This is a genomic window from Variovorax sp. Varisp41 (genome assembly GCF_047325085.1).
In the GTDB taxonomy this organism is placed as follows: Bacteria; Pseudomonadota; Gammaproteobacteria; order Burkholderiales; family Burkholderiaceae_C; genus Variovorax.
The window spans coordinates 2,689,043-2,702,108 of record NZ_CP168540.1 but is presented as its reverse complement, the minus strand read 5'-3'; the positions used below and the strand labels follow the sequence as shown (position 1 = coordinate 2,702,108).

The 13,066-nt window shown below is 65.8% G+C and carries 13 protein-coding genes; 1 reads left to right on the top strand and 12 read right to left on the bottom strand.

The genetic code is table 11. From position 1 onward, the window contains the following. Window positions 1–128: 128 nt before the first annotated feature. The 12 genes from asd to ACEN9J_RS12590 all read right to left on the bottom strand — a co-directional run bounded on the left by asd (window position 129) and on the right by ACEN9J_RS12590 (window position 11,870). A complete protein-coding gene (gene asd, locus ACEN9J_RS12645) occupies window positions 129–1,271 on the bottom strand; it encodes an aspartate-semialdehyde dehydrogenase (protein WP_057595813.1) in 1,143 nt (380 codons plus the stop codon). 93 nt (window positions 1,272–1,364) lie between these two features. After that, on the bottom strand, window positions 1,365–2,465 hold the full coding sequence (gene leuB / locus ACEN9J_RS12640) for a 3-isopropylmalate dehydrogenase (RefSeq protein ID WP_261208654.1): 1,101 nt from the start codon (window positions 2,463–2,465) through the stop codon (window positions 1,365–1,367). Between the two features lie 36 nt (window positions 2,466–2,501). Continuing rightward, entirely contained in the window at window positions 2,502–3,158 is a 657-nt protein-coding gene (leuD, locus tag ACEN9J_RS12635) for a 3-isopropylmalate dehydratase small subunit (RefSeq protein WP_057595815.1), read from the bottom strand. Between the two features lie 15 nt (window positions 3,159–3,173). Then, entirely contained in the window at window positions 3,174–4,595 is a 1,422-nt protein-coding gene (gene leuC, locus ACEN9J_RS12630) for a 3-isopropylmalate dehydratase large subunit (RefSeq protein ID WP_057595816.1), read from the bottom strand. 43 nt (window positions 4,596–4,638) lie between these two features. Beyond that, on the bottom strand, window positions 4,639–5,598 hold the full coding sequence (locus tag ACEN9J_RS12625; protein WP_261208650.1) for a LysR substrate-binding domain-containing protein: 960 nt from the start codon (window positions 5,596–5,598) through the stop codon (window positions 4,639–4,641). Window positions 5,599–5,773: 175 nt separating this feature from the next. Then, a complete protein-coding gene (gltA, locus tag ACEN9J_RS12620; protein WP_057595818.1) occupies window positions 5,774–7,084 on the bottom strand; it encodes a citrate synthase in 1,311 nt (436 codons plus the stop codon). A gap of 12 nt (window positions 7,085–7,096) precedes the next feature. Further along, window positions 7,097–7,474, bottom strand: coding sequence for a succinate dehydrogenase assembly factor 2 (locus ACEN9J_RS12615; RefSeq protein ID WP_064262389.1), 378 nt, complete (start codon window positions 7,472–7,474; stop codon window positions 7,097–7,099). 6 nt (window positions 7,475–7,480) lie between these two features. Further along, a complete protein-coding gene (locus ACEN9J_RS12610; protein WP_057595819.1) occupies window positions 7,481–8,182 on the bottom strand; it encodes a succinate dehydrogenase iron-sulfur subunit in 702 nt (233 codons plus the stop codon). Between the two features lie 47 nt (window positions 8,183–8,229). Beyond that, window positions 8,230–10,038: a succinate dehydrogenase flavoprotein subunit gene (gene sdhA / locus ACEN9J_RS12605; RefSeq protein WP_057595820.1), complete on the bottom strand. Its 1,809-nt coding sequence runs from the start codon at window positions 10,036–10,038 to the stop codon at window positions 8,230–8,232. A gap of 16 nt (window positions 10,039–10,054) precedes the next feature. Continuing rightward, window positions 10,055–10,420 carry a succinate dehydrogenase, hydrophobic membrane anchor protein gene (gene sdhD, locus ACEN9J_RS12600; RefSeq protein WP_057595821.1) on the bottom strand — a complete coding sequence of 122 codons (366 nt, stop codon included), beginning with the start codon at window positions 10,418–10,420 and terminating at the stop codon, window positions 10,055–10,057. 13 nt (window positions 10,421–10,433) lie between these two features. Then, a complete protein-coding gene (sdhC, locus tag ACEN9J_RS12595) occupies window positions 10,434–10,880 on the bottom strand; it encodes a succinate dehydrogenase, cytochrome b556 subunit (RefSeq protein ID WP_261208645.1) in 447 nt (148 codons plus the stop codon). A 228-nt stretch (window positions 10,881–11,108) separates the two neighbouring features. Beyond that, window positions 11,109–11,870, bottom strand: a complete 762-nt coding sequence (locus ACEN9J_RS12590) for a GntR family transcriptional regulator (RefSeq protein ID WP_057595823.1) — start codon at window positions 11,868–11,870, stop codon at window positions 11,109–11,111. A 208-nt stretch (window positions 11,871–12,078) separates the two neighbouring features. On the opposite strand from ACEN9J_RS12590, the gene ACEN9J_RS12585 reads away from it, so the two are divergent. After that, window positions 12,079–13,065: a malate dehydrogenase gene (locus ACEN9J_RS12585; RefSeq protein ID WP_057595824.1), complete on the top strand. Its 987-nt coding sequence runs from the start codon at window positions 12,079–12,081 to the stop codon at window positions 13,063–13,065. The last annotated feature ends 1 nt before the right edge of the window (window position 13,066 follow it).

The following is a 13,066-nucleotide window of genomic DNA, read 5'->3' as shown; positions in this document are numbered from 1 at the left end:
CGTTAGCATCATCACCCCCTACTGACAAGGCAATGCGCCCGTTCTACCCAGTGCGCGCATACTTACGAACACATCTTCTGTCGCCTTTCGACAACAAGGGGGTAGGCAACGGGCGCGAACTGCCCCCATCAGGCTTCCAGCAGGATGCGCAGCATGCGGCGCAGCGGTTCGGCGGCGCCCCAGAGGAGCTGGTCGCCGATGGTGAAGGCACCGACGTACTCCGGGCCCATCGCCAGCTTGCGGATGCGGCCGACCGGGATGCCCATGGTGCCGGTCACGGCCACGGGCGTCAGGTCCTGCAGGGTGGCTTCGCGGGTGTTCGGCACCACCTTCACCCAGGCGTTGTCGGCGGCGATCATGGCTTCGATGTCGGCCACCGGCACGTCCTTCTTGAGCTTGAAGGTCAATGCCTGGCTGTGGCAGCGCATGGCGCCGATGCGCACGCAGAAGCCGTCGACCGGCGTGGCCGCGGTACCGAAGCCCGCGCCCTGGCCGAGGATCTTGTTGGTCTCGGCGCCGCCCTTCCACTCTTCCTTCGACATGCCGTCGCCCAGGTCCTTGTCGATCCAGGGGATCAGCGAGCCGCCGAGCGGGGCGCCGAAATTGGCGGTCTCGGCCGCGCTGAGGTTCTGCTGCTTGTGCAGCACCTTGCGGTCGATCTCGAGGATGGCGGACTTGGGGTCGTCGAGCAGCGAGCGGACCTCGGCGTTGAGCGTGCCGAACTGCGTCAGCAGTTCGCGCATGTGCTGCGCGCCGCCGCCCGAGGCGGCCTGGTAGGTCATGCTGGTCATCCACTCGACCAGGCCGGCCTTGTAGAGCGCGCCCACGCCCATCAGCATGCAGCTCACGGTGCAGTTGCCGCCGATCCAGTTCTTGCCGCCGTTGGTCAGCGCGTTCTGGATCACGGGCAGGTTGACCGGGTCGAGCACGATGATCGCGTCGTCCTTCATGCGCAGCGTGGAGGCGGCGTCGATCCAGTGGCCGTTCCAGCCGGCGGCGCGCAGCTTGGGGAACACCTCGGTCGTGTAGTCGCCACCCTGGCAGGTGATGACGATGTCGCACTTCTTCAGGGCCTCGATGTCGTGCGCGTCCTTGAGGGCGGTCTCGTTCTTCGCCATCGCCGGGGCCTTGCCGCCGGCGTTGGAGGTCGAGAAGAAGACCGGCTCGATGAGGCCGAAGTCGTTTTCGGCCTGCATGCGGTCCATCAGGACCGAGCCGACCATGCCGCGCCAGCCTACGAGGCCGACCAGAGGTTGAGATGCGTTCGCCATTTGAGTGTGCCCTTTAAGAAAAAAGAAAGTCGCTGGTTTCTCTTTGCGCCCGACTCGTCAGGAGCCGGGTGGGCGTGACGAAGCGGGCTGCGGTTAGCCGGTAATCGTCTTTTTGGTGATCGAGGCCGAGAGTGCCGCCACCACGGCGTCGCCCATCTCGATGGTGCCGACCTTGCGGGTGCCCTCCGACCAGATGTCCCCCGTGCGCAGGCCGGAGGCCAGCACATGCTTGACCGCCGACTCGATCCGGTCGGCAGCTTCGGCTTGATTGAGGGAGAAACGGAGCATCATGGCAGCGGACAGTATTGTAGCCAGGGGATTGGCAACCCCTTTGCCGGCAATGTCGGGCGCGCTGCCGTGGCTGGGCTCGTACAGGCCCTGGTTGCTGGCATTGAGCGAGGCCGAGGGCAGCATGCCGATCGAGCCCGTGAGCATCGCGGCCTCGTCCGAGAGGATGTCGCCGAACATGTTGCCGGTGACCACCACGTCGAACTTCTTGGGCGCCTTCACGAGCTGCATGGCGGCGTTGTCGACGTACATGTGGTCGAGCTCGACGTCCGGATAGTCCTTGCCGACCTCGGTCACCACGTCCTTCCAGAACTGGAAGGTCTCGAGCACGTTGGCCTTGTCGACGCTGGTCACGCGCTTGCTGCGCTTGCGGGCGGCCTCGAAGGCCACGCGCGCGATGCGCTCGATCTCGGGGCGCGAGTAGCGCATCGTGTCGAAGGCTTCCTCGGCGCCCGGAAAGTGGCCGTCGGCCGCGGTGCGGCGGCCGCGCGGCTGGCCGAAGTAGATGTCGCCGGTCAGCTCGCGGATGATGAGGATGTCCAGGCCCGCGATCAGCTCGGGCTTGAGGCTCGAGGCGTCCACCAGCTGCTCGTAGCAGATGGCCGGGCGGAAGTTGGCGAACAGGCCGAGGTTCTTGCGCAGGCCCAGGATGGCCTGCTCGGGGCGCAGCGGCCGGTCGAGCTTGTCGTACTTCCAGTCGCCCACCGCGCCGAACAGCACCGCGTCGGACTCCTTGGCGAGCTTGAGCGTCGAATCGGGCAGCGGGTGGCCATGGGCCTCGTAGGCGGCGCCGCCGACCAGGGCGGTCTCCATCTCGAACTTCAGGTCGAGCGCCTGGAGCACCTTGACGGCTTCCGCCACGATTTCGGTGCCGATGCCGTCACCAGGGAGAACTGCGATTTTCATTGGGTGGTTGTCGAAGGAAGTGAAACGGAAAACGCCTCAGGCGTTGGCGAGCATCGTGTGCGCGAGCCAGGGCTTCTGCGCCAGCCGCTCGGCCTCGAAGGCCTTGATCTTGTCCTTGTGGCGCAGCGTGAGGCCGATGTCGTCCAGGCCGTTGAGCAGGCAGTACTTGCGGAAGGCCTGCACGTCGAAGGCGAACTCCTGGCCGTCGGGCTTCACCACCACCTGGCGCTCGAGGTCGATCGTCAGCGAGTAGCCCGGGAAGGCGAAGGTCTCGTCGAACAGCTGGGCCACCTGCGCCTCGGGCAGCACGATCGGCAGCAGGCCGTTCTTGAAGCTGTTGTTGAAGAAGATGTCGGCGTAGCTCGGCGCGATGATGGCGCGGAAGCCGTACTGGTCGAGCGCCCACGGCGCGTGTTCGCGCGAGGAGCCGCAGCCGAAGTTCTTGCGCGCCAGCAGCACCGAGGCGCCCGCGTAGCGCGGCTGGTTCAGCACGAAGTCGGGGTTCGGCTTGCGGCTGGCCGGGTCCTGGCCGGGCTCGCCCGGATCGAGGTAGCGCCATTCGTCGAACAGGTTCACGCCGAAGCCGGTGCGCTTGATCGACTTGAGGAACTGCTTCGGAATGATCGCGTCGGTGTCGACGTTCTCGCGGTCCATCGGGGCCACGAGACCCTTGTGCACGGTGAATTTCTGCATGTCTTGTTCTCCTGGTCAGGCGAAGGTGCGCACGTCGACGAAATGGCCGTGCACGGCGGCCGCGGCGGCCATGGCCGGGCTCACGAGGTGGGTGCGGCCACCCGCGCCCTGGCGGCCTTCGAAGTTGCGGTTGCTGGTCGAGGCACAGCGCTCGCCGGGCTCGAGGCGGTCGGCGTTCATCGCCAGGCACATCGAGCAGCCGGGCTCGCGCCACTCGAAGCCCGCGGCCTTGAAGATCTGGTCGAGCCCTTCGCGCTCGGCCTGTTCCTTCACCACGCCCGAGCCGGGCACCACGAGCGCCAGCTTCACGTTCTTGGCGACCTTCTGGCCGAGCTTCTTCACCACGGCCGCGGCCTCGCGCATGTCCTCGATGCGGCTGTTGGTGCACGAGCCGATGAACACCTTGTCGATGAAGATGTCGTTCATCGCCTTGTTCGGCTCCAGGCCCATGTAGACCAGCGCGCGCTCGATGGCGCCGCGCTTGCTGCCGTCCTTTTCCTTGTCGGGATCGGGCACGCGGCCGTCGATCGCCACCACCATCTCGGGCGAGGTGCCCCAGGTGACCTGCGGCTTGATCTGCGTCGCGTCGAGCTCGACCACGGTGTCGAACTTCGCGCCGGGGTCGGACTGCAGCGTGCGCCAGTAGGCCGCGGCCTGGTCCCATTCGACGCCGCTGGGCGCCATCGGGCGGCCCTTGATGTAGCCGATGGTCTTCTCGTCGACCGCCACCAGGCCCGCGCGCGCGCCGGCCTCGATCGCCATGTTGCACACCGTCATGCGGCCTTCCATGCTGAGGTCGCGGATCGCCGAGCCGGCGAACTCGATCGTGTAGCCGGTGCCGCCGGCGGTGCCGATCTTGCCGATGATGGCCAGCACGATGTCCTTGGCCGTGCAGCCCAGGGGCAGCTTGCCCTCGACCTTCACGAGCATGTTCTTCGCCTTCTTGCCCAGCAGCGTCTGCGTGGCCATCACGTGCTCGACCTCGCTGGTGCCGATGCCGTGCGCGAGCGCGCCGAAGGCGCCGTGCGTGGAGGTGTGCGAGTCGCCGCAGACCACCGTCATGCCCGGCAGCGTGGCGCCGGTCTCGGGGCCGATCACGTGCACGATGCCCTGGCGCTTGCTCAGGAACGGGAAGAACGCGGCGGCGCCGAACTCGGCGATGTTGTGGTCGAGCGTGGTGACCTGCTCCTTGCTGGTCGGGTCGGCAATGCCTTCGTAGCCGCGCTCCCAGCCGGTGGTCGGCGTGTTGTGGTCGGCCGTGGCCACCACCGAGCTGATGCGCCACAGCTTGCGGCCGGCTTCGCGCAGCCCTTCGAAGGCCTGCGGGCTGGTGACCTCGTGCACCAGGTGGCGGTCGATGTAGAGGATCGCGGTGCCGTCTTCCTCGGTGTGGACGACGTGTTCGTCCCAGATCTTGTCGTAGAGCGTGCGTGCCATGTCGGTCTCTTCTCTTTCGTGGGGAAATGGATTGTCTTGGGTTTCAGGCCGCGAGCCGGTCGGCGCCGGCTTCGGCCTCGGTGGAGGAGGCCGCGTGCAGGTGGTTCACCAGCGTGCGGGCCGCCACCGGCAGCGTGGAGAAATCGCGCGCCACCAGCCGGATCTCGCGCGCGGCCCAGGCGTCGGACAGCGCCACGCTGACCAGCCCGCGGCCGATGCCGTCCTGCATCAGCTCGAAGGCGCGCTGCGGCATCACGCCGATGCCCAGGCCGTTCTGGATCATCCGGCACATCGCATCGAGGCCGGTGACATGGATGCGCAGCTTGACGCTGCGGCCCGCGAGCAGCGCGGCCTCGTGCATCGCCACGTAGATCGAGCTGTTGGTGTGCAGGCCCACGTGGTCGTAGTCGAGCGCGGCGATGAACTCGATCGCGCCCTGCTCGGCCAGCGCATGGCCCGCGGGCACGATCAGCGCCAGGCGGTCGTGCCGGTAGGGCAGGCTCTGCAGCTCGCCCGCGCCGCCGGCCACGTGGCACACGCCGAGGTCGGCCGCGCCTTCCTGCACCGCGCGGATCACCTCGGTGCTCAGGTGCTCCTCGAGGTCGATCTTGATCGCCTCGTGGGCGCGCGTGAACACGCCCAGGTCTTCCGGCAGGAACTGCACGATGGCCGAGATGTTGGCGTGCACCCGCACGTGGCCGCGCACGCCGTCGGCGTACTCGCTGAGTTCGCCCTGCATCTTCTCGAGGCTGTAGAGCACCGAGCGGGCGTGGTGCAGCAGACTTTCGCCGGCCGGCGTCAGGTCGACGCCGCGCGCATGGCGGTAGAGCAGGGTGGTGCCGAGCGTGGCCTCGAGGTCCGACAGCCGCTTGCTGATGGCCGAGGCGGCGATGAATTCGCGCTCCGCGGCGCGGCCGATGCTGCCCAGCTCGCACACGGCCACGAACAACTGCAGCGACGTGAGGTCGATGCGGCGGGCAAAGTTGCGTTCGGACGTGCTCATGGGGCTGTGGGCATCGCGTCTGGCGATGAGTTGGCTATTTTCTTCCTGTTTTCATGCGGTTGCCATCGTGATATGAGATGGCATTGCTGCCCGAGCGCGAGGAGGGGCATGCCGAACGGGCAATAAAAAAAGCTGCCCGAAGGCAGCTTTTGCAGGGAGCGGTCGGAAGAGCCGATCAGCGGGCCGAGATCGGCTTCACGTCGCGCTTGGGCGAGCCTTCGAACAGCTGGCGCGGACGGCCGATCTTGTACTCGGGGTCGCCGATCATTTCGTTGAGCTGGGCGATCCAGCCGACGGTGCGGGCCAGCGCGAAGATCGCGGTGAACAGCGGCACCGGGATGCCGATGGCGCGCTGCACGATGCCCGAGTAGAAGTCGACGTTCGGGTAGAGCTTGCGCGACACGAAGTACTCGTCTTCGAGCGCGATCTTTTCCAGTTCCTTGGCGAGCTTGAACAGCGGGTCGTTTTCCAGGCCCAGCTCGGTCAGCACTTCGTTGCAGGTTTCCTGCATCAGCTTGGCGCGCGGGTCGTAGTTCTTGTACACGCGGTGGCCGAAGCCCATCAGCTTGACGTTCGAGTTCTTGTCCTTGACCTTCTTGATGAACTCGCCGATCTTCTCGACGCCACCTTCCTTCTGGATGTCGTAGAGCATGTTGAGCGCCGCTTCGTTGGCGCCGCCGTGGGCCGGGCCCCAGAGGCAGGCCACGCCGGCCGCGATGGCCGCGAAGGGGTTGGTGCCCGACGAGCCGCACAGGCGCACGGTCGAGGTCGAGGCGTTCTGCTCATGGTCGGCGTGCAGAATGAAGATGCGGTCGAGCGCGCGCTCGAGCACCGGGTTCACCTTGTACTCCTCGCAGGGCGTGGCGAACATCATGTGCAGGAAGTTGCCCGCATAGCTGAGTTCGTTCTTCGGGTACATGTACGGCTGGCCGATCGTGTACTTGTAGGCCATGGCCACGAGCGTGGGCATCTTCGCGATCAGGCGGATCGCGGCGATCTCGCGGTGCTCGGGATTGTTGATGTCCGTGCTGTCGTGATAGAAGGCCGACAGCGCGCCCACCAGGCCGGTCATGATGGCCATCGGGTGTGCGTCGCGGCGGAAGCCGCGCAGGAAGAACTGCATCTGCTCGTTGACCATCGTGTGGTTGGTCACGAGCTTGGTGAAGTTGGCCTTCTTGGCCGCGTCCGGCAGTTCACCGTACAGCAGCAGGTGGCAGGTCTCGAGGAAGTCGCAGTTGGTCGCGAGCTGCTCGATGGGATAGCCGCGATACAGCAGCTCGCCCTTGTCGCCGTCGATGTAGGTGATGGCCGACTGGCAGGCCGCGGTGGACATGAAACCCGGGTCGTAGGTGAACATGCCGGTCTGCGCGTACAGCTTGCGGATGTCGATCACGTCGGGACCGACGGTGCCCTTGTAGATCGGCAGTTCGACCTTGTCGGCACCGTTGCTGAACGATAGCGTGGCCTTGGTATCGGAGGCTTTCATTTCGGGTTTCTTTCAGAGGATTGTTCGGGAGGGCGAGGAGGAAGAGGTCGTGGAGGCTGCGGGCCGCTGCGCACCGTCGGCGCGCATCAGCTGCAGAAGCTCGACCACCTCGGCCCCGGCCCATGCGGGCTCGGGCTCCTTTCTGCGAAGGAGAAGATCGAGCAAATCGTTGTCCGAGAGGTCCATCAGAACCTCCATCGCGCCGGCCTGGCCGACGGTGATGCGAGATTCGTGCCGCTCGAAGAAGCGGGCGATGAACAAGTCGTTTTCGAGCAGGCCGCGCCGGCAGCGCCACTTGAGCTTGCTGAGCGCCCGTTCGTCGAGCGGCTCGGCCGCCGCGCTTCCCGAGGAAAGCGCCGAGGGCGATGGAGTGCCGGGCAAAGCAGCCATGTCGGGTCAGATGGCGCGACGCACCATCAGTTCCTTGATCTTGCCGATGGCCATGGTCGGGTTCAGGCTCTTCGGGCACACGTCGACGCAGTTCATGATCGTGTGGCAGCGGAACAGGCGGTACGGGTCCTCGAGGTTGTCGAGGCGCTCGGCGGTGGCTTCGTCGCGGCTGTCGGCGATGAAGCGGTAGGCCTGCAGCAGGCCGGCCGGGCCCACGAACTTGTCGGGGTTCCACCAGAAGCTCGGGCAGCTCGTCGAGCAGCTCGCGCACAGGATGCACTCGTACAGGCCGTTGAGCTCCTCGCGCTCTTCGGGCGACTGCAGGCGTTCCTTCTCGGGCGGCACGGTGTCGTTCTGCAGGTACGGCTTGATCGAGTTGTACTGCTTGAAGAACTGGGTCATGTCGACGATCAGGTCGCGGATCACCGGCAGGCCGGGCAGCGGCTTGAGCACCACGGTGCCCTTGAGCGTGTTCATGTTGGTCAGGCAGGCCAGACCGTTCTTGCCGTTGATGTTCATCGCGTCGGAACCGCAGACGCCTTCGCGGCACGAGCGGCGGAACGACAGCGTCGGATCCTGCGCCTTGAGCTTCATCAGGGCGTCGAGCAGCATGCGTTCGTGGCCGTCGAGTTCGATCTCGATGGTCTGCATGTAGGGCTTCGCGTCCTTGTCCGGGTCGTAGCGGTAGATCTGGAATGTGCGCTTCATCGTTGTGACCTTGTGAATGCTTTTACGTGGCTGATCTGAGCTGGCGCTTAGAAGGTGCGAACCTTCGGCGGAACCGAGGCGACCGTGAGCGGCTGCAGCTTGACGGGCTTGTAGGAGAGGCGGTTGTCGGCGCTGTACCAGAGCGTGTGCTTCATCCAGTTGGCATCGTCGCGGCCCAGCGGCGCGACCGGATCGTCGGCCGGGCGCTCATAGTCCTCGACGGTGTGGGCACCGCGGCATTCCTTGCGGGCCGCGGCCGAGACCATGGTGGCCTGCGCCACTTCGATCAGGTTGTCGACTTCCAGCGCCTCGATGCGCGCGGTGTTGAACACCTTGGACTTGTCCTTCAGGCCGATGGCCTTCACGCGCTCGCGCACTTCGGCGATCTTGACCACGCCTTCGTCCATCGAGGCCTGCTTGCGGAACACCGCGGCGTGCTGCTGCATGGTCGAGCGGATCTGGTTGGCCACGTCCTGCGCGTACTCGCCGCCGGTGGAGTTCTGCAACTCGTTGAGGCGCTCGAGCGTGCGGTCGGCGGCATTGGCCGGCAGCGGCTTGTGTTCCTTCAGCTTGTCGTTGAATTCGACGATGTGGTTGCCGGCCGCGCGGCCGAACACCAGCAGGTCGAGCAGCGAGTTGGTGCCCAGGCGGTTGGCGCCGTGCACGCTCACGCACGAGCATTCGCCCACGGCGTAGAGACCGTTGACGACGGAACTGTTGTCCTCGCCCTTCTGGATCACGACCTGACCGTTGATGTTGGTCGGGATGCCGCCCATCTGGTAGTGGATGGTGGGCACCACGGGGATCGGCTCCTTGGTGATGTCGACGTTGGCGAAGTTGACGCCGATCTCGTACACCGAAGGCAGGCGCTTGTGGATGGTCTCGGCACCGAGGTGGTCGAGCTTCAGCAGCACGTAGTCCTTGTTGGGACCGCAGCCGCGGCCTTCCTTGATCTCCTGGTCCATCGAGCGCGAGACGAAGTCGCGCGGTGCCAGGTCCTTCAGCGTGGGCGCGTAGCGCTCCATGAAGCGTTCGCCGTTGCTGTTGAGCAGGATCGCGCCTTCGCCGCGGCAGCCTTCGGTCAGCAGCACGCCCGCGCCGGCCACGCCGGTCGGGTGGAACTGCCAGAACTCCATGTCCTGCAGCGGGATGCCCGAGCGCGCGGCCATGCCGAGGCCGTCGCCGGTGTTGATGAAGGCGTTGGTCGAGGCCTGGAAGATGCGGCCCGCGCCGCCGGTGGCCAGCAGCACGGTCTTGGCCTGCAGGATGTGCAGGTCGCCGGTTTCCATCTCGAGCGCGGTCACGCCGACCACGTCGCCTTCGTCGTCGCGGATCAGGTCGAGTGCCATCCATTCGACGAAGAACTGGGTGCGCGCTTCCACGTTCTTCTGGTAGAGCGTGTGCAGCATCGCGTGGCCGGTGCGGTCGGCCGCGGCGCAGGCGCGCTGCACGGGCTTCTCGCCGTAGTTGGCTGTGTGGCCGCCGAACGGACGCTGGTAGATCGTGCCGTCGGGGTTGCGGTCGAAGGGCATGCCGAAGTGCTCGAGCTCGTACACGACCTTCGGTGCCTCGCGGCACATGAACTCGATCGCGTCCTGGTCGCCGAGCCAGTCGGAACCCTTGATCGTGTCGTAGAAGTGGTAGTGCCAGTTGTCCTCGCTCATGTTGCCGAGCGAGGCGCCCACGCCGCCTTGCGCAGCGACGGTGTGCGAACGGGTGGGGAACACCTTGGAGAGCACGGCCACGTTGAGGCCCGCGCGCGCCAGTTGCAGCGAGGCGCGCATGCCGGAACCGCCGGCACCGACGATCACGACGTCGAACTTGCGCTTGGTGATTTGTTCTTTTGTGTAGGTCATGGTGGGGATGGGGTCGTCAGATTTTCCAAAGCACTTGAATGGCCCAACCCGCACAACCGACCAGCCAGACGATGGTGAAGATCTGGAGCACGAGGCGGATCGCGACGGGCTGGATGTAGTCCATCCAGATGTCGCGCATGCCGACCCACACGTGATAGAGCAGCGACACGATGACGCAGAAGGTCAGGACCTTCATCCACTGGGCGGCGAAGATGCCGGCCCACAGGTCGTAGCCGATCGGGCCGCGCGTGAAGATCAGCTGCGCCAGCAGGATGATCGTGAAGAGCGCCATCAGGGCGCCCGTGACGCGCTGGCTGAGCCAGTCGCGCAGACCGTAGTGCGCGCCGACGACGATGCGCTTGGAGCCGTAGTTCACAGACATTTCAGGCTCCTTCTCAGTACAGGCCGAACAGCTTGGCGCCGAGCACGACGGTCAGCAGGACGCTCGCGGCCAGCGTGAAGATGGCCGAGCTCTTGCCGAACTCCTTGGTCACGGCCTTGTGGCTCACGTCCATCCAGAGGTGGCGCACGCCGGCGATGAAGTGGTGCAGGTAGGCCCAGATCAGCGCGAGCACCACGAGCTTGAAAAACCAGCCCGGAACGAAACCAAGGCCGCTGTTGAAGGCGGCCTTGAACTTGGCGAACGAATAGTCGGACGAGAGCGAGGTGTCGAACATCCAGATGATGAACGGCAGCAGCAGGAACATCAGCGCGCCGCTGACGCGGTGCAGGATCGACACGATGCCGGCCGGAGGCAGACGGTAGGTCGTGAGATCGGTGAAGGCGTTGATGTTGCGGAATTCGCGACGCCGTGGTGTGGAGGAGGATGCAAGCTCTGTCATGGAGGGGCTTTCGTGGCTTGTTGATTGACTTGTTCTGAGAGCGAACGCTTTTGTTTTCTCTTCGGGAAATGCAAACAACGCAAAATTCTATTGCAATGCACCATCGCGCATCGGTCGCGCTCGCGTCGACGCACCGCCGCAGTCGGATGCTCTTGACTTCATAGCGTGTTGCGCGCGCCGCACGGCGGCTCGAAGCGTATTCATTGCGTGGTCCATCGTGAGGCGCATTCAGCCGAGCTGGTTGCGATAGTGGTGCGTGTCGGTGCGATAGAGACCGCGGCGCAGTTCCATCGGCATGTCGTGGTACGTGTGGGCCACGCGTTCGACGCTCAGCAGCGGCATCTGCGGCGTGACGTCGAGCAGTTGCGCCTGCTCGGCATCGGGCAGCACCGCGCGAATCTTCTCTTCGGCGCGCACCATGCGCACGCCGAATTCGGTTTCGAACAGCGCATACATCGGACCGGGCCAGGCGCGCAGCCGCTCGGCCGTGAGGCCCTTGAACGGCGTGCCCGGCAGCCACAGGTCCTCGAGGATGGTCGGCACGCCGCCGTAGGCGAGCACGCGCCGCACCTGCAGCACGGCGTCGCCGGTGCGCAGGCCCAATGCGCGCGCCACGTCGGCCGAGGCGCGCAGGCGCTTGCAGTCGACGATGGTGCGTTCGGCCGGACCTTCCGCGTTCGGATGGCCGGTGTCGGGCACCAGCTTCAGGAAGCGGTACTGCACATGCTGCTCGGCATGCGTGGCGACGAAGGTGCCCTTGCCCTGGCGTCGCACCACGAGGTTCTCGGCCGCGAGCTCGTCGATCGCCTTGCGCACCGTGCCCTGGCTGACGCGAAAGCGCACGGCCAGGTCCATCTCGCTCGGGATCGGCTCGCCCGGCTTCCACTCGCCCGCCTGCAGGCTCTGCAGGATCAGGGTCTTGATCTGCTGGTAGAGCGGGCTGAACGAGGGCGTCGTGGGCTCGTCGAGGGTGGTGGTGGGGCTGTTCATGGCAGGGCGTGGGTAAGCGCCGTAGCGGAACCCGGAGGATATCTTATATAAGACATAAGACGGGGCTCATCGAATCGGCTTAAAATGCCCGCCGTTCCCGCGCCGCGGCCGTCCGGCCCGTTTCGGACCTTCCGGCCGCCCCGCGAGACTTCCGCCGCCGCGTCTCGCGCGTGCGTCGACACCGTCACATCACTTCTGGAGTCTTCCCATGAGCAAAAAGCCCGTCCGCGTTGCCGTCACCGGTGCCGCCGGTCAAATCGGTTATGCCCTGTTGTTCCGTATCGCGTCCGGCGAAATGCTCGGCAAGGACCAGCCGGTCATCCTGCAATTGCTCGAAATCCCCGACGAGAAGGCCCAGAAGGCGCTCAAGGGCGTGATCATGGAGCTCGAGGACTGCGCCTTCCCGCTGCTGGCCGGCGTGATCCCCAGCGGCGACCCGCTGGTGGCCTTCAAGGACGCCGACTACGCGCTGCTCGTGGGTGCCCGTCCGCGTGGCCCCGGCATGGAGCGCGCCGACCTGCTGGCCGCCAACGCGCAGATCTTCACGGCCCAGGGCAAGGCGCTCAACGCCGTCGCCAGCCGCGACGTCAAGGTGCTGGTGGTCGGCAACCCGGCCAACACCAACGCCTACATCGCCATGAAGAGCGCGCCGGACCTGCCGCGCAAGAACTTCACCGCCATGCTGCGCCTGGACCACAACCGTGCCGCCAGCCAGATCGCCGCCAAGACCGGCACCGCCGTGGGCGACATCGAGAAGCTCACCGTCTGGGGCAACCACTCGCCCACGATGTACGCTGACTACCGCTTCGCCACCGTCGGCGGCAAGAGCGTCAAGGACCTGATCAACGACCAGGTCTGGAATGCCGACACCTTCCTGCCCACCGTCGGCAAGCGCGGCGCCGCGATCATCGAAGCGCGCGGCCTGTCGTCGGCCGCCTCGGCCGCCAACGCCGCCATCGACCACATGCGCGACTGGGCCCTGGGCTCGAACGGCAAGTGGGTCACGATGGGCATCCCGTCGGACGGCCAGTACGGCATTCCGAAGGACGTGATCTTCGGCTTCCCGGTCACCACCGAAAACGGCGAATACAAGCTGGTCGAAGGCCTGGCCATCGACGAATTCAGCCAGGAACGCATCAACAAGACGCTGAAGGAACTGCAGGACGAGCAGGCCGGCGTCGCCCACCTGCTGTAAG

Excerpts from the sequence above, each read along its gene's own strand:
- ACEN9J_RS12615 (WP_064262389.1), bottom strand. The coding sequence starts at position 7,474 with ATGGCTGCTTTGCCCGGCACTCCATCGCCCTCGGCGCTTTCCTCGGGA.
- ACEN9J_RS12585 (WP_057595824.1), top strand. The coding sequence starts at position 12,079 with ATGAGCAAAAAGCCCGTCCGCGTTGCCGTCACCGGTGCCGCCGGTCAA.
- sdhD (WP_057595821.1), bottom strand. The coding sequence starts at position 10,420 with ATGTCTGTGAACTACGGCTCCAAGCGCATCGTCGTCGGCGCGCACTAC.
- ACEN9J_RS12625 (WP_261208650.1), bottom strand. The coding sequence starts at position 5,598 with ATGAGCACGTCCGAACGCAACTTTGCCCGCCGCATCGACCTCACGTCG.
- ACEN9J_RS12590 (WP_057595823.1), bottom strand. The coding sequence starts at position 11,870 with ATGAACAGCCCCACCACCACCCTCGACGAGCCCACGACGCCCTCGTTC.
- sdhC (WP_261208645.1), bottom strand. The coding sequence starts at position 10,880 with ATGACAGAGCTTGCATCCTCCTCCACACCACGGCGTCGCGAATTCCGC.
- leuB (WP_261208654.1), bottom strand. The coding sequence starts at position 2,465 with ATGAAAATCGCAGTTCTCCCTGGTGACGGCATCGGCACCGAAATCGTG.
- leuD (WP_057595815.1), bottom strand. The coding sequence starts at position 3,158 with ATGCAGAAATTCACCGTGCACAAGGGTCTCGTGGCCCCGATGGACCGC.
- asd (WP_057595813.1), bottom strand. The coding sequence starts at position 1,271 with ATGGCGAACGCATCTCAACCTCTGGTCGGCCTCGTAGGCTGGCGCGGC.
- leuC (WP_057595816.1), bottom strand. The coding sequence starts at position 4,595 with ATGGCACGCACGCTCTACGACAAGATCTGGGACGAACACGTCGTCCAC.
- sdhA (WP_057595820.1), bottom strand. The coding sequence starts at position 10,038 with ATGACCTACACAAAAGAACAAATCACCAAGCGCAAGTTCGACGTCGTG.
- gltA (WP_057595818.1), bottom strand. The coding sequence starts at position 7,084 with ATGAAAGCCTCCGATACCAAGGCCACGCTATCGTTCAGCAACGGTGCC.
- ACEN9J_RS12610 (WP_057595819.1), bottom strand. The coding sequence starts at position 8,182 with ATGAAGCGCACATTCCAGATCTACCGCTACGACCCGGACAAGGACGCG.